This window comes from Sphingobium sp. LMA1-1-1.1 (genome assembly GCF_040676365.1).
In the GTDB taxonomy this organism is placed as follows: domain Bacteria; phylum Pseudomonadota; class Alphaproteobacteria; order Sphingomonadales; family Sphingomonadaceae; genus Sphingobium.
In genome coordinates this window covers 861,000-875,675 of sequence record NZ_JBEGHS010000001.1, presented here as the reverse complement: position 1 = coordinate 875,675, position 14,676 = coordinate 861,000, and the positions used below count along the sequence as shown (strand labels likewise).

The 14,676-nt window shown below is 65.4% G+C and carries 13 protein-coding genes; 7 read left to right on the top strand and 6 right to left on the bottom strand.

The features are described 5' to 3' along the window. Positions 1-58 precede the first annotated feature (58 nt). A complete protein-coding gene (locus tag MRBLMA1_RS04200; RefSeq protein WP_133651779.1) occupies positions 59-403 on the bottom strand; it encodes a GntR family transcriptional regulator in 345 nt (114 codons plus the stop codon). A gap of 73 nt (positions 404-476) precedes the next feature. Then, a complete protein-coding gene (locus MRBLMA1_RS04195) occupies positions 477-1,055 on the bottom strand; it encodes a nitroreductase family protein (RefSeq protein ID WP_363735402.1) in 579 nt (192 codons plus the stop codon). A gap of 243 nt (positions 1,056-1,298) precedes the next feature. On the opposite strand from MRBLMA1_RS04195, the gene MRBLMA1_RS04190 reads away from it, so the two are divergent. Further along, positions 1,299-2,819: a peptide MFS transporter gene (locus tag MRBLMA1_RS04190; RefSeq protein WP_363735177.1), complete on the top strand. Its 1,521-nt coding sequence runs from the start codon at positions 1,299-1,301 to the stop codon at positions 2,817-2,819. 7 nt (positions 2,820-2,826) lie between these two features. Here MRBLMA1_RS04190 and MRBLMA1_RS04185 read toward each other — a convergent pair whose 3' ends face one another. Then, positions 2,827-3,297, bottom strand: a complete 471-nt coding sequence (locus tag MRBLMA1_RS04185; RefSeq protein ID WP_363735176.1) for an SH3 domain-containing protein — start codon at positions 3,295-3,297, stop codon at positions 2,827-2,829. 118 nt (positions 3,298-3,415) lie between these two features. Here MRBLMA1_RS04185 and MRBLMA1_RS04180 point away from each other — a divergent pair, with 118 nt between their 5' ends. After that, entirely contained in the window at positions 3,416-4,414 is a 999-nt protein-coding gene (locus MRBLMA1_RS04180) for a 2-hydroxyacid dehydrogenase (protein ID WP_363735174.1), read from the top strand. 123 nt (positions 4,415-4,537) lie between these two features. Here MRBLMA1_RS04180 and trpE read toward each other — a convergent pair whose 3' ends face one another. Then, complete coding sequence (gene trpE, locus MRBLMA1_RS04175; RefSeq protein ID WP_363735400.1) at positions 4,538-6,040, bottom strand: anthranilate synthase component I; 1,503 nt, start codon at positions 6,038-6,040, stop codon at positions 4,538-4,540. Positions 6,041-6,065: 25 nt separating this feature from the next. Beyond that, positions 6,066-8,015 carry a peptidylprolyl isomerase gene (locus MRBLMA1_RS04170; protein ID WP_363735173.1) on the bottom strand — a complete coding sequence of 650 codons (1,950 nt, stop codon included), beginning with the start codon at positions 8,013-8,015 and terminating at the stop codon, positions 6,066-6,068. A 195-nt stretch (positions 8,016-8,210) separates the two neighbouring features. On the opposite strand from MRBLMA1_RS04170, the gene tpiA reads away from it, so the two are divergent. The 3 genes from tpiA to MRBLMA1_RS04155 all read left to right on the top strand — a co-directional run bounded on the left by tpiA (position 8,211) and on the right by MRBLMA1_RS04155 (position 11,194). Continuing rightward, the gene (gene tpiA / locus MRBLMA1_RS04165; RefSeq protein WP_363735172.1) at positions 8,211-8,951 is read left to right on the top strand and encodes a triose-phosphate isomerase; all 741 of its coding nucleotides are present in this window, start codon (positions 8,211-8,213) and stop codon (positions 8,949-8,951) included. Between the two features lie 127 nt (positions 8,952-9,078). Beyond that, positions 9,079-9,468, top strand: coding sequence for a preprotein translocase subunit SecG (gene secG, locus MRBLMA1_RS04160; protein ID WP_363735171.1), 390 nt, complete (start codon positions 9,079-9,081; stop codon positions 9,466-9,468). Between the two features lie 91 nt (positions 9,469-9,559). Then, entirely contained in the window at positions 9,560-11,194 is a 1,635-nt protein-coding gene (locus MRBLMA1_RS04155) for a CTP synthase (RefSeq protein ID WP_363735170.1), read from the top strand. A gap of 34 nt (positions 11,195-11,228) precedes the next feature. On the opposite strand, the gene MRBLMA1_RS04150 is transcribed toward MRBLMA1_RS04155, so the two are convergent. Continuing rightward, positions 11,229-12,368, bottom strand: coding sequence for a PQQ-dependent sugar dehydrogenase (locus MRBLMA1_RS04150; protein ID WP_363735169.1), 1,140 nt, complete (start codon positions 12,366-12,368; stop codon positions 11,229-11,231). Between the two features lie 199 nt (positions 12,369-12,567). Here MRBLMA1_RS04150 and rimP point away from each other — a divergent pair, with 199 nt between their 5' ends. Further along, positions 12,568-13,092, top strand: a complete 525-nt coding sequence (rimP, locus tag MRBLMA1_RS04145; protein WP_133651788.1) for a ribosome maturation protein RimP — start codon at positions 12,568-12,570, stop codon at positions 13,090-13,092. A 12-nt stretch (positions 13,093-13,104) separates the two neighbouring features. Then, positions 13,105-14,676, top strand: a complete 1,572-nt coding sequence (nusA, locus tag MRBLMA1_RS04140) for a transcription termination factor NusA (protein ID WP_363735168.1) — start codon at positions 13,105-13,107, stop codon at positions 14,674-14,676.

Below are 14,676 nucleotides of genomic sequence, written 5' to 3'. Positions count from 1 at the left end.
CCCGAATTCATCCACCCGGCCCGGCCTTCCGCCCCTGCCCGGCACAGAATGCCGATCCCTAGACCCGCTCGACCCCCAGATCGGCCGCGCTGATCCCCAGTCGCCTGATCTGTTCCGCCACGGGCGGCCAGACGGTTTCCAGGAAGCGCATGCGCTCGGCCTCCCGCAGTCGCCGGGTAGCGCCGTCGGCAACGAACATGCCCACGCCGCGCTTCACCACGATCAGTCCATCGTCCTGAAAGCATTGATAGGCCTTCGCCACCGTCAGCGGATTGGCGCCCTGCTGCGCGGCAAGCGCGCGCACCGACGGCAGCATGTCTCCGTCGCGAAATTCCCCGTCCAGTATCGAAGCGGCGATGATCTCCCGAAGGCGGAGATAGACGGGTTTTGTATCGTCGGCCATGGGTGCATCAGTGCCATAATACAGCGGTGCGCGTCAAGCGATGGCCTTACCTAATACCCCGTCAATCCTGTAACTATCTGTCCCAGACCGAAACTATATTGTCATATTCTGGCCGGGGCCGCTCGTCCTGCGGCCGGCCCGGCGTGCCGATGAAGATGAAGCCGGCAATCCTTTCCTGCCCCTTGGCGAAAGCCGCGCGCACATCCTCATTATAGCTGGCCCAGCCGGTCAGCCAGCCGCCCGCAAATCCCAGGGCATGGGTCGCGTGAAGCAGGTTCATGATCGCGGCACCCGCCGAAAGCTCCTGTTCCCACAGCGGGATCTTGCTGCCCTCCACCGGCGCGGAAAGCGCGACGACCAGTGTCGGCGCCTGGTGCGCGAACTGGTGCATGGCCTCTATCTCCAGCCGCCCGGCATCGGGCTTCTCGGCGCGATAGGCCCGTTCGAGCAGCGCTGCCAGAGCGTCACGCCTTTCCAGCGGCACGATGACAAAGCGCCATGGCGCCAGCTTGCCGTGATCGGGCGTGCGCTGCGCGACTTCCAATATCGTGCGAAGCTGGTCTTCGTCCGGTCCCGGCGCGATCAGGTCGCGCGGCTTGCCGGACCGACGGGTCTGCAGGAGCGAGAGGGGGGAGCTGCGATCATTGAACATGCTGGCCCAAATGGAGCGGCGGAGACCATGACGCAAGGGCATGGCCGCTCTTTGACAGATGAATAATTCGGGTTCTAGAAGAGCAGGTGCCGGTCCGGCCTTGTCGGCTCGGCTGCTCCAGATGTTTGTTTTGCAGTGTTTTCCCGGCGCGCAGATGATTCCATCCGCCCGGAAAATGCGGCAGGCTGGGGCCGACCAGGGATGCCCTTCGCGCGTCCGCAACAGGATAGGATAAGGGGCCGGATGGCGACCTCAGTTTCAAATGCCGACGCGCCGGGTAAGGGCAAGACCTGGCTCGGCCACCCCCGCGGGCTGTTCCTGCTGTTCTTCGTGGAAATGTGGGAACGCTTCTCCTTCTACGGCATGCGCGCGCTGCTGATCTTCTACCTGACGCAGCATTTCCTCTTTTCCGACCGCGACGCCAGCCATGCCTATGGCGCCTATATGTCGCTGATCTACATATCCCCGCTGATGGGCGGCTATCTGGCCGACCGCTATCTGGGCCAGCGCAAGGCGGTGCTGTTCGGCGGCGTGGTGATCGCCATCGGCCACCTCATCCTGGGCATGGAAAGCGACGATGCGGGCGCCATGGGCCTTGGCCTGTTCTGGCTCGGCCTGGCGACGGTGATCACCGGCACGGGTTTCCTGAAGTCCAGCGCGTCGGCGCTGGTGGGACAGCTTTATCCGCGCGACGACATGCGGCGCGACCCGGCCTATACGATCTTCTACATGGGCATCAATGCCGGCGCGACCATCGGTCCCGTCATCTGCGGCTATCTGGGCCAGACATGGGGCTGGCACTGGGGCTTCGGCGCGGCATCGGTCGGCATGATCGCCGGCGTCATCGGCTTCATGCTGTGCAAGCCACTGTTGCAGGGAAGGGGGGAACCCCGCGATCCCGTTCATCTGAAGGAACGGGTCGGCGGCATCGTCAGCCGCGAATGGCTGGTCTATCTCTCCAGCCTGGCGTCGATCGGGCTGTGCTGGGCCCTGATCCAGAACCATGTGATCGTCGGCTGGATGCTTGCCATGGCGAGCGCCGCCGTCGTGCTGTACATCCTGTGGGAAGCCTTTGGCCGCATGGAGCGGATCGGTCGCGACCGGATGCTGGCGGCATTGTTCCTGCTGGTCATCAACCCGCTTTTCTGGGGTCTTTATGAACAGACCGGATCATCGCTCAGCCTGTTCACGGACCGCTATACGGATCGCAACATATGGGGCTTCAATGTTCCCGCATCGATGTTCCAGTCGGTCAACGCGGCCTATATCCTGATGTTCGGACCCGTGCTGGCGGGTTTGTGGATATGGCTGGCGAAGCGGGGATGGGAACCCTCCACCCCGGCCAAGTTCGGCATCGCGCTCACCCTTGTCGGTGCCGGTTTCCTTATCCTGGTGACGGGGGCCGGCGCGCCCGGCACGCTCACGCCGGTGCTGTTCATCTTCCTGCTCTACCTTTGCCACACGCTGGGCGAACTCTGCCTGTCGCCGGTCGGCCTGTCCGCCATGTCGAAACTGGCGCCCTCGCGCATGATCGGCCTGATGATGGGCATCTGGTTCCTGGCCATGGCTCTTGGCGAATATGCCGCCGGGCTGATCGCGGCCGCCACGGGCGGGGAGGGCGGTGCGGCCTCCCGCGGCGATGTGCTGGCGGTCTACGGGACGATCGGCTGGTGGTCGGTGGGCGCGGGGCTGGCCGTCATGGCGCTGGCGCCCCTGGCGAAGCGCCTGATGCATGCCGACCGCTTCGATCAAGAGGGCGAATAAGGCCGCGCTACTGCGTCGCGCCCCATATGTCGCTGGCGCGGACAAAGCCCTTCTGGCCGCCGACGTCGAATGCGCACCAACCCTTGCCGCAGGAGGAAAGCTGCCCCACCACGCCCTTCTGCGCGCGGAACAGGGCGCGGGCGTCGTCACTGGGGGAATCGCGCATCGGCGCGATGTCGGCGGTGACGATGGCGGTCGGCGTATCGCTCAACAAGCGGACATGCATCCACCCCTGCGTGCCGGTCGAATCCTCGACCTTGCGCCACAGGCCCAGCACCTGCACCACCTTCACCGGCAGATCGCGGCGGCGATAGACCCAGCTGGACGGGTAATCGAGGCTGGGGCCGACCCGCATGCGCGCCTCCGCCTGCGTCAGCGAAGCCCAATAGGGCACCGGCTTCGCTGGCGTGGCCCATGCTCCGCCCGCCCAGCACAGCGCCGCGACCATGCCCGCGCCCAGATAGCCCTTCATGCCCATATCGTCCCCATCATCTGACCGCCCGACCATAGCCGTTCGCGGCCGCCAGCGACAACCGCTCTCTTGCGCATATGGATAAGCGCTTGACCATCGTCCTCACGGGGAATAGCGGCCAGACATGGCCAAGAAACCGCGCCCCGCCACGCCGCGCGTCATTGTCACGCGCCGCCTGCCTCCCAATGTCGAGGCGCGCATGGCCGAACTGTTCGACACCGTCTTCAACATCGGCGACGTGCCGATGGACCGGCCAGCGCTGACCCGCGCCATGGCGCAATGCGACGTGCTGGTCCCCGCGGTCACCGACCAGATCGACGCCGCGCTGATCGATGCGGCGCCCGAACGGCTGCAACTGATCGCCAGCTTCGGCAGCGGCGTCGACCATATCGACCTCAATGCCGCGCGGAAGAAGGGGATCATCGTCACCAACACGCCCGGCGTTCTGACCGAGGATACGGCGGACATGACCATGGCGCTGATCCTGTCGGTGCCGCGCCGCCTGGCGGAGGGGGAGAAGCTGGTGCGATCCGGCGCGTGGACCGGCTGGAGCCCCTCGGGCATGCTGGGGCATCGCATCGGCGGCAAGAAGCTGGGCATCATCGGCATGGGCCGCATCGGCCGCGCCGTCGCCCGCCGCGCGGCGGCCTTTGGCCTGTCCATCGCCTATCACAACCGCCATCGCCTGCCTTTTGAGGTCGAACAGGAATTGCAGGCCCATTGGCACGAGGATGTCGATTCCCTGCTGGCGGCGAGCGACATCGTGTCGATACATTGTCCGCTCAATGCCGACAGCCGGGCGATGATCGATGCCCGTCGGATCGCGCTGATGCGACCCGATGCCTATCTGATCAATACGTCGCGGGCAGAGATCACGGATGAATCCGCGCTGATCGGCGCGCTCGCGGAAGGACGGATCGCGGGGGCGGGGCTGGACGTCTACACCCATGAGCCGGCTGTTGATCCGCGCCTGCTGGACCTTTCGAACGTCGTGCTGCTGCCGCATATGGGGTCCGCCACCATCGAAGGTCGCGACGCCACGGGAGCACGGGTGATCGCCAATATCCGCAGCTGGGTCGATGGCCATCGACCGCCCAATCAGGTGCTGGAAGGCTGGGTCTGATCCGGTCGTTGCGATAGCGAATTACAGGCGGCAGCCGGTTCTGGTCCCCCAGCTCTGCCCGGTTCAGGGAACCGCGAATGTCAGCGACGGACTATTCGCTCCCCGCCGTCGCCCATCCAACTTTTATTGCCCAAATCCCGAAGCACGGGCCAGCGTCACGGCTTCCCGCGCGGCCGCGAGCAGTGCGCCGCTTTTCGCCTCGCATTCCCGCTGCTCATATTCCGGCGTCGAATCCGCGACGATGCCGGCGCCCGCCTGCACGTGCATCACCCCGTCCTTGAGGACCGCCGTGCGCAGGACGATGCAACTGTCCATATTGCCGTCCGGCCCGAAATAACCGACGCCGCCGGCATAGGCGCCCCGCGTTTCCGGCTCCAGTTCGGCGATGATCTCGCAGGCCCGCACCTTGGGCGCACCCGACACCGTGCCGGCCGGAAAGCCCGCGAACAGGGCATCCAGCGCGTCCTTGCCGGGCGCCAGCCGTCCTACCACGTTCGACACGATATGCATCACATGGCTGTAGAATTCGACGCTGTAGCTGTCCGTCACCGTCACGCTGCCCGCCGTCGCCACCCGGCCCACATCGTTGCGGCCCAGGTCCAGCAGCATCAGATGTTCCGCCCGTTCCTTGGGATCGGCCAGCAGACTCTCGCGATTGGCCGCGTCCTCGACGGCATTGCGGCCGCGCGGACGGGTGCCGGCGATCGGCCTGATCGTCACTTCGCCATCACGCGCCCGGACCAGGATTTCCGGACTCGACCCGATCAGGGCGAAGCCGGGCAGGTCGAGATAATAGAGGAAGGGCGAGGGATTGATCCGTCGCAAGGCCCGGTAAAGCGCGATGGGCGGCAGGGTGAATGGACTGGTGAAGCGCTGCGCCAGCACCACCTGGAAAATGTCGCCCGCGACGATATAGTCCTTCGCCTTCTCGACCATCGCGGCATAGCGCCCGGGTTCCAGCATTGGCGTCACCGCGACATCGGCGATTTCGGCCGGGGCGGTCTGTGCGGGCAGGGGCGCCGCCAGCCGCGCGGCGACGGCGTCGATCCGTTCCAGCGCCTGTTCGACGGCGCGGTCGGCATCGGCAAAACTGCCCTTCCAAACGGGCGCGACCAGGAACAGCGCGTCGGCCAGCCGGTCGAACACCAATATGACGGTCGGCCGCACGAACAGCATGTCCGGCAGCGCGATCGAATTTTCGGGAGGACGCGGCAACTTCTCCACCAGCCCGACCGTCTCATAGCCGAAATAGCCCACCAGACAGGCCAGGGCGGCGGGCAGGACGGGGTCAAGCTCCGCCCGGCATTCCGCGACCAGCGCCCGCAGCGCGTCGAGCGCATCGGCCTCTTCCGGCACGAAGGCATCCCGATCGGTCGCCCATTGCCGGTTGATCTCCGCCGCATGACCCTGCGCACGGAAAACGAGGTCGGGGGCCAGGCCGATCAGGCTGTGACGGCCCCGCACCGCCCCGCCTTCGACCGATTCCAGCAGGAAGTCGCCGCGATCGGCCTCGAACAATTTGAGCGCGGCGGAGATCGGCGTATCGGTGTCGGCAATCTGGCGCCGCCACACCAGCGCGGATTGTCCCGCCGCCAGTGCCCTGCGTGCGCTTTCTATGCCGTCCATTGCCGCCGGTCCCCCTGCGCCCATCTTACTGACCGCTGCCATTGGCGCTGACCAGGGCGCGCTGGACGGAGGCGACGGCATTGGCATTGCGCTTCACGCCCAGTTCCTTCTCGACCGCGCGCTCGAACTGCTGGTCATATTCCTGGCCCACCACTTCGCTGAGCTGGTCGCGAACCTGATTGACCAGCGCCTTGTCCGTGCCCGCATCGCCGCGCTTGATGCCGTTCAACTGCACGACGAAATAGCCGCGATCCTGCCCGGCCGGCAGCGTCTTCACGCTGTTGGTCGCCATGGTGAACAGCATGGCCACTTCCGCGGGGGGACGCTGGCCGTCGCGCATGATGTCGGCACGGCGCCCGCCCACCATCTGCGGCTTGGGCAGGGCGATGCCGGCGGAGGCGACCGCCTGGTCCAGCGTCATGCCCTTGGCGACCTTGGCGCGGATCTGCTCGGCCAGCACCTTGGCCTTTTCATTGCCCTGGGCGAGCTTGTACTGCATCGCCACCAGCGGCTTGACTTTGGCAAGCGGCGGCGGCGCAGGGGCCTGTATGTCGCCGGGCGCAACCAGCGCATAGCGCTTGTCCGCCGCGATCGGCACCAGTTGCGCGTCATCGTCCTGGCTCATGCCGAAGGCAGGGGCAAGCAGCGGCTTGACGTCGGCCGGCACCTGATAGGCCGCATCCTCTACCTGCTTGCCGGAGGAAAGGAGGAACGGCGTCGTTTCCAGCTTCAGGCCATTGTCCTTCACCACTTCCTCGAAGCTGCCGCCATTGGCGATCTGATCCTCGATCTTGCCGGTGAAGTCGTTGAGCAGCCGCTTTTCCTTCTGGGCGCGCAGCGTGGTGACGATCTCGTCCCGCGCGGCGGCCAGGGCACGGGCAGGGGTCGTCCTGACCGCCGTGACCCGCAGCAGCACCCAGCCCAGCGACCCGCGCAGCGGCCCGACCAGATCGCCCTGCTTCGCGGCAAAGCCCGCATCGGCGACGGAGGCGGACGCTGCGGCGGCCAGCTTCTCGCGGCTCTGGTCGGCCAGTTCGGCGACCGAAAGGCCGGCCGATTGCGCCGCTGCGGCGAGCGATTTGCCGCCCTTCACCTGTTCCGCGATCGCCTTTGCCGCCGCCTGCGTCGGCAGGATCAACTGCTCGAAGCTGCGGCTTTCCTTCGCGGCATAGACGGCCTTGTTCTGGTTGTAATAGCCCGCGATCTCCGCATCGGTGGGCTGTGCCGCCTGGGCGAAGCGTTCGGCGTCGATCACCGCATAGCGGATGCGGCGCTGTTCCGGGATCGTATAGCGCGCGGCATTCTTCTTGTAGAAATCGCCGAGTTGCGCGTCGGTCGGCTCCGCGATGTCCTTGAACGCCGTCGCGGGGACAAGGGCGATGGTGCCCTGACGCGCCTCCAGCAACAGCGAGGCATAGGGCAGCACCAGGGAATCGGTCAGCTTCACGCCCAGTCCCAGCGGCGCCAGCATCTGCCGCTCCAATATCTCGCGGCTGATGTCATCGCGCAGCGCCTGCTCGGTGATCCGCTCGCGCAGCAGCAATTGCCGGAAATTTTCCTGGCTGAAATTGCCCGCTGCGTCCTGGAAGGCGGGAATCTGCGCGATCTGGGCGTCGACGAGCCGCTTGGAGATATGAACCTTCTGGTCGCTCGCATATTCCTTCAGCGTCAGGGACGCGACAAGCTGGTCATAGACCTGCGCCGCGCCGCCCTGCGCCAGGAAATCGCCGATCTGCAACCCCGGATTGGACCGGCGCGCATTTTCGAACACGCGCTGCACACGGTCCTGGAATTCGGTCATGGTCAGGCGCGCGCCGCCTGCCTTGGCGGCGGTTTCGCCGCCTCCAAGGGACGATCCGAACTTGCCGCTCGTAATGTCCCCCATGATGAAGGCGGCCGCGATGATCCCCAGGAATATCAGCGCAGCAAAGGCGCCGAATTTGGAGTGGATGAAACGGCGAAAGACTGAAAGCATGGAGGAAAGTCCGTAAAAGCGGCTTTGATGGCGGCCCGCTTTAAGGGCGGATCGTCGCGCGGGCAAGGGGCGCTGGGGCTGCAAGGCTGGACAAATGGCCGCACGCCGTTCATCGGCTCGGCCAACCCGGCGGTTCGGATTGGAGAGCTGCGCCGCGGGGGACCGTGCAGCAATAAACAATAAGGGGAAAGATCGATGAGCAGGCGGAAGCTGATTGTCGGTAACTGGAAGATGAACGGCCTGCGCGCCCAGCTGGGCGAGGTGGAGGCGATCGGCGCCCTGGCGCGCGACTATCCGGCGGTGGAGGTCGGGCTGTGCCTGCCCGCGACGCTGATTGCGGCGGCGGACGGCGTCAAGGGTGCGGCCTTCATCGGCGCGCAGGACTGCCACATGAAGGAAAGCGGCGCGCATACCGGCTGCCTGTCCGCGGCCATGCTGGCGGAGGCAGGGGCAAGCTGGACCATCGTCGGCCATAGCGAACGGCGACAGGACCAGGGCGAAACCGACGCCGACATCGCGGCAAAGGCGCTGGCGGCGCGGGCCGCGGGTCTGAAGGTCATCCTCTGCGTGGGCGAAAGCCTCGACGTGCGCGACGCCGGCAATGCGGAGGCGGTGGTTGCGGCGCAATTGCTGGCCTCCCTGCCGGATGGAGCGGCGGCGGACTGGCTGGCCATCGCCTATGAACCGATCTGGGCCATCGGCACGGGCCGAATCCCCACCATGGAAGCGGTCGCCGCGATGCACGCTGCCCTGCGCGCCACTCTTGCGGGCAGGATCGGCGCGCAGGCGGACGCGACGCGAATCCTCTATGGCGGATCGATGAACGGCGACAATGCGGCGGAGCTTCTGGCGCTGGCGGACGTCGACGGCGGCCTGATCGGCGGCGCGAGCCTTGCGGCGGCGAAATTCGCTCCGGTGATCGCGGCTGCCGCCTGACCGCCGACGGATGACAATCCCCTCCCGCCTGTGGGAGGGGGGCGGGAAAGACAGGGGCGGTTGCCCCCGCGCCCTATCATCGCTATGTGCGCGGCAACGCTCCCTTTACCGGACAGATATTCGTCTCATGTTCACCTTCCTCCTCGTCGTGCAGGCCCTTGTCGCAGCCCTGCTTGTCACCGTCATCCTGATGCAGAAGTCGGAAGGCGGCGGCCTGGGCGTCGGCGGCAGCCCGGCGGGGTTCATGTCGGCGCGCGGCGCGGCGGATTTCCTGACGCGCTCGACCACGGTTCTCGCCGGCATCTTCGTGACGCTGTCGATCGTGCTGGCGGTGATCGCCTCCATCCAGCACCGGCCGAGCGACATCGACACCTCGCTGGTGAAGCAGGCGCCCCAGGCTCCGACATCTTCTCCGGCGTCCGCGCCGGCCCCGGCGACCGGCAAGGATCCGCTGGCGGGCGCTGCCGGCGCGGCGAGCGGCAAGGCTTCCAACGGCGCTGTCCCGCTCGCCAACTAGGCGCGCGACACTCCCAATTTCGCTTTTTTCGCACGCGCGATGATTCGCGCGCTTGCCCAACTCGTTTGTAAAAGGCTAAGCCTCTCCCCCCATGGCGCGGTATATTTTCATCACCGGCGGCGTGGTCTCCTCGCTTGGCAAGGGCCTGATGGCCGCTTCGCTCGCAGCACTGCTGCAGGCGCGAGGTTTCCGTGTGCGCATTCGGAAATTCGATCCCTATCTCAACGTCGATCCGGGCACGATGAGCCCGTATCAGCATGGCGAGGTCTATGTGACCGACGACGGGGCGGAAACCGACCTCGACCTTGGTCATTATGAGCGCTTCACCGGCGTTTCGGCGCGGCAGTCGGACAATGTGACGCAGGGCCGGGTCTATCAGACCATCATCCAGCGGGAACGGCGCGGCGACTATCTGGGCGCGACGGTCCAGGTGATCCCGCACGTCACGGACGAGATCAAGGCCTTTGCCATGGCCGAATCCGACGATCTCGATTTCGTGCTGTGCGAGATTGGCGGCACCGTGGGCGACATCGAATCGCTGCCCTTCATGGAGGCGATCCGCCAGCTCCATAACGACCTTGGCCGCGGCCGGTCGATCTTCGTCCATGTGACGCTGGTCCCCTATATCGCGGCGGCGGGCGAACTGAAGACGAAGCCGACCCAGCACAGCGTGCGCGAACTGACGTCGCTGGGCATCCAGCCCGACATATTGCTCTGCCGCTGCGAACATCCGCTGCCGGAAAGCGAGCGGCGCAAGATCGCCCTGTTCTGCAATGTCCGCCCCGAAGCGGTGATCCCGGCGCTTGACGCCAGCAGCATCTACGCGGTCCCGATGCAATATCATGCAGAGGGGCTGGACGACGAAGTGCTGCGCGCCTTCGGCATGGAGGGCGCGTCCGCGCCCAAGCTCGACCGCTGGCACGACATCATGGACCGGCAGCAGAATCTGGAGGGCGAAGTCACCATCGGCGTCGTCGGCAAATATGTCGGCCTGCCCGATGCCTACAAGTCGCTATATGAAGCGCTGACCCATGGCGGCCTCGCCAATCGGGTCAAGGTCAACATCAAATGGCTCGACGCCGAACTGTTCGAGGAAGAGGGCGCGGACATCGCCGCTCGCCTGGAGCCGATGCACGGCATCCTCGTCCCCGGCGGCTTCGGCGTGCGCGGGTCGGAGGGGAAGATCGCCTCGGTCAAATTCGCCCGCGAACGCAACGTGCCCTTTTTCGGCATCTGCCTGGGCATGCAGATGGCCTGCATCGAAGGCGCGCGGAACACGGCGGGAATCGCGAACGCCTCCACCACGGAGTTCGGCGAAACCAGCGAGCCGGTGGTCGGCCTCATCACCGAATGGATGAGCAAGGAAGGCCTGCAGAAGCGTACCGCCGAAACCGACCTGGGCGGCACCATGCGGCTCGGCGCCTATCCGGCCAGGCTCGCTGGCAACAGCGTGGTGGCGGGCATTTACGGCGCGACCGAAATCAGCGAGCGGCACCGCCATCGCTATGAGGTCAATGCCGGCTATCGCGAGCCGCTGGAAAAGGGCGGCCTCATCTTCTCGGGCATGTCGCCGGACGGCACGCTGCCGGAAATCGTCGAACGTCCCGACCATCACTGGTTTGTCGGCGTGCAGTTCCACCCCGAACTCAAGTCCAAGCCCTTCGACCCGCATCCGCTCTTCGCCAGCTTCATCGAAGCGGCGGTGAAGCAGAGCCGGCTGGTATAAAGGAGGATCGGGGCCGGAATGGCCCCGTTTCACCCTAACCCTGGGCAGGCGTCAACTTCAACAACCGCCCCTCAGAACCCCGCCCGCCATCCTCCAGCAGCCAGAGCGCGCCATCCGGCCCTTGCTCCACCTCCCGGATTCGCGCACCCATGTCCCACTGGTCCGCCTTGGACGCATTGTCCCCGTCCAGCTTCACCCGTATCAGCGCCTGGCTCGACAGCCCGCCGATGAACAGCGACCCCTTCCATTGCGGGAACAGGTCGCCCGAATAATAGGCCAGCCCCGCCGGCGAGATGACCGGGTTCCACCAGAGCTTGGGCGCCTCATAGCCATCGCCTGCCTTGTGGTCGGGAATGTCCCGCCCGTCATAATGGCTGCCATTGGAAACCCGCGGATAGCCATAGTTGAGGCCGGGCTTGATCAGGTTCACCTCATCGCCGCCCTTCGGCCCCATTTCCTGTTCCCACAGCCGTCCGTCCTTGTCGAAGGCGATGCCCAGCAGATTGCGATGGCCATAGGACCAGACCGCCGGATGAAAGCCCTTCGCCGCCAGCGGATTGCCCGCCGCCGGGGTGCCGTCCAGGTTCAGCCGCAGCACCTTGCCCAATGTCGACTTGGGATCCTGCGCGGGATCGAATTTCTGCCGCTCGCCATTGGTGAAGAACAGATATCTGCCATCGGGCGAGAAGGCGATCCGCCCGGAATAATGGCCGTTTCCATCCACATACTGGCTTGCGCGGAAGATCACCTTCACGCCGTCCAGCTTCGTCGTCCCATCGCTCGCCTGGTGGAAGGCGCCGGTGGCGAGCGCCACGCCCTTGCCGCCCTGACCCGCCTCGGAAAAGCTGAAATAGACCGCCTGGTTCCGCGCGAAATCGGGCGCCAGCACCACGTCCATCAGCGCGCCCTGACCCTCGCTGTCGACCGGCGGAATGCCCGCGACGGGAATTTTCGTTCCGTTCTTCGGATCGAACAGGATCATCTCGCCCGCCTTTTCGGTGACCAGCATCCGCCCGTCGGGCATGAAGGTCATGGCCCAGGGCGCATCGAAATCCGCGATCACGGAGGTCTTGAACGGCTTCGTCGCGGAGGTGGTGCTGTTCTGCCCCACGGCATTGTCAGCCGAACAGGCGATCAGGGCCAGCGGCAGGGCAGTCAGGGCAAGATGGCGCATATCGTCTCCTCCGGGGCTGAATTTCGGCGCTGATGACGCTAACAGAAGGCTTATCAAATGCCTCGCGACAAATAATGTTGCAGCTTTGCGGCATCCCGCCTATATCGCCCCTGCTTCCTTACATCGTCAAACATGTCGGGGTCGCGGGCGGATCGCCTGCGGCGACGGGAAGCTGCAATTTTGTTCTTTTGGAGACCCCATGGCGGACATCGCCGAACTGACAGCCCTGATCGAACCGGAGGTGAAGGCCTTGGGCTTCGACCTCGTGCGCATCAAGCTGTTCGGCTCGGGTGACGAGTATACGCTGCAGATCATGGCCGAGCGGCCGGAGACGAAGCAGCTCGTCATTGAGGATTGCGCCGCCATCTCCCGCCGCCTGTCCGACGTGCTGGACGAAGCCGACCCGATCGAGGAGGCCTATCGCCTCGAAGTCAGCTCGCCCGGTATCGACCGTCCGCTGACCCGCCTCACCGATTTTCTCGAATGGGCCGGGCATGAGGCGAAGATTTCCGCCACCGAAGCCGTCGGGGGCCGCAAGAGCTTCCGTGGTGTTCTGAACGGGATAGAGGGGGAGGGCATTCTCTTCACCGACGTCAAGGCGGGCGATGTGGTGATCCCCTTCGCATTGGTAGGCGACGCCAAGCTGATACTGACCGACGCATTGATTTCTGCTAGCATGCCGCTCTCCTCCGATGGGGCGGACGAGTTCGAAACCGAAGAATAAGGGTTTACGACCATGGCCAACGCCATTTCCGCCAACAAGGCCGAGCTGCTCGCCATTGCGAACAGCGTCGCCAGCGAGAAGATGATCGACAAGGCGATCGTCATCGAGGCGATGGAAGACGCGATTCAGCGCGCAGCCCGCGCCCGTTACGGCGCGGAGAACGACATCCGCGCCAAGCTGGACCCGGACACCGGCGATCTTCGTCTCTGGAGAGTCGTGGAGGTGGTCGAGCAGGTCGACGACTATTTCAAGCAGGTCGACCTGAAGCAGGCTACCAAGCTGAAGAAGGACGCGGTCGTGGGCGATTTCATCGTCGATCCGCTGCCGCCCATCGACCTTGGTCGCATCGACGCCCAGTCGGCCAAGCAGGTGATCTTCCAGAAGGTCCGCGACGCAGAGCGCGAGCGCCAGCATGAGGAATTCAAGGACCGCGTGGGTGAGATCATCACCGGCGTCGTCAAGTCCGTCGAATTCGGCCATGTCGTCGTCAATCTCGGCCGGGCCGAGGGCGTCATCCGCCGCGACCAGCAGATCCCCCGCGAAGTCGTCCGCGTCGGCGACCGCATCCGCTCGGTGATCCTGAACGTCCGCCGCGAAAACCGCGGGCCGCAGATTTTCCTCAGCCGCGCGCATCCCGAATTCATGAAGAAGCTGTTCGCGCAGGAAGTGCCCGAAATCTACGACGGGGTGATCGAGATCAAGGCCGCCGCCCGCGATCCGGGCAGCCGCGCCAAGATCGGCGTCATCAGCCGCGATTCGAGCATCGATCCGGTCGGCGCCTGCGTCGGCATGAAGGGCAGCCGCGTGCAGGCCGTCGTGCAGGAAATGCAGGGCGAGAAGATCGACATCATCCCCTGGTCGGAGGATACCGCGACCTTCGTCGTCAACGCGCTTCAGCCCGCGCAGGTCGCCCGCGTCGTCATCGACGAGGAAGAGGAACGCATCGAGGTCGTCGTCCCCGACGATCAGCTTTCGCTCGCCATCGGCCGTCGCGGCCAGAATGTCCGTCTCGCCAGCCAGCTGACCGGCAAGGCCATCGACATCATGACCGAGGCCGACGCGTCGGAGAAGCGCCAGAAGGAATTCGTCGCCCGTTCCGAACTGTTCCAGAACGAACTGGACGTCGACGAAACCCTCTCGCAGCTCCTCGTGGCCGAGGGCTTTGGCGAGCTGGAGGAAGTGGCCTATGTCGGCATCGACGAACTGGCCGCGATCGAGGGCTTTGACGAGGAACTGGCGCAGGAACTGCAAAGCCGCGCGCAGGAAGCGCTGGACCGCCGCGAGGCCGCTGCCCGCGAGGAGCGTCAGGCGCTGGGCGTCGAGGATGCGCTGGCCGACATGCCGCACCTTACAGAGGCGATGCTGGTGACGCTGGGCAAGGCGGGCATCAAGACGCTGGACGATCTGGCCGATCTGGCCACGGACGAACTGATCGCCAAGAAGCGCGTCGACCAGCGCCGCCGCCGCAACGAAGGCAGCGAGGACAAGGGCGGCATCCTGGCCGAATATGGCCTCAGTGAAGAGCAGGGCAATGAGATCATCATGGCCGCCCGCGCCCACTGGTTCGAAGACGAGGAAGCATAA

Bases quoted from the DNA above. Each gene is read 5' to 3' on its own strand.
- MRBLMA1_RS04200 (WP_133651779.1), bottom strand. From the start codon at position 403: ATGGCCGACGATACAAAACCCGTCTATCTCCGCCTTCGGGAGATCATC.
- MRBLMA1_RS04195 (WP_363735402.1), bottom strand. From the start codon at position 1,055: ATGTTCAATGATCGCAGCTCCCCCCTCTCGCTCCTGCAGACCCGTCGG.
- MRBLMA1_RS04190 (WP_363735177.1), top strand. From the start codon at position 1,299: ATGGCGACCTCAGTTTCAAATGCCGACGCGCCGGGTAAGGGCAAGACC.
- MRBLMA1_RS04185 (WP_363735176.1), bottom strand. From the start codon at position 3,297: ATGGGCATGAAGGGCTATCTGGGCGCGGGCATGGTCGCGGCGCTGTGC.
- MRBLMA1_RS04180 (WP_363735174.1), top strand. From the start codon at position 3,416: ATGGCCAAGAAACCGCGCCCCGCCACGCCGCGCGTCATTGTCACGCGC.
- trpE (WP_363735400.1), bottom strand. From the start codon at position 6,040: ATGGACGGCATAGAAAGCGCACGCAGGGCACTGGCGGCGGGACAATCC.
- MRBLMA1_RS04170 (WP_363735173.1), bottom strand. From the start codon at position 8,015: ATGCTTTCAGTCTTTCGCCGTTTCATCCACTCCAAATTCGGCGCCTTT.
- tpiA (WP_363735172.1), top strand. From the start codon at position 8,211: ATGAGCAGGCGGAAGCTGATTGTCGGTAACTGGAAGATGAACGGCCTG.
- secG (WP_363735171.1), top strand. From the start codon at position 9,079: ATGTTCACCTTCCTCCTCGTCGTGCAGGCCCTTGTCGCAGCCCTGCTT.
- MRBLMA1_RS04155 (WP_363735170.1), top strand. From the start codon at position 9,560: ATGGCGCGGTATATTTTCATCACCGGCGGCGTGGTCTCCTCGCTTGGC.
- MRBLMA1_RS04150 (WP_363735169.1), bottom strand. From the start codon at position 12,368: ATGCGCCATCTTGCCCTGACTGCCCTGCCGCTGGCCCTGATCGCCTGT.
- rimP (WP_133651788.1), top strand. From the start codon at position 12,568: ATGGCGGACATCGCCGAACTGACAGCCCTGATCGAACCGGAGGTGAAG.
- nusA (WP_363735168.1), top strand. From the start codon at position 13,105: ATGGCCAACGCCATTTCCGCCAACAAGGCCGAGCTGCTCGCCATTGCG.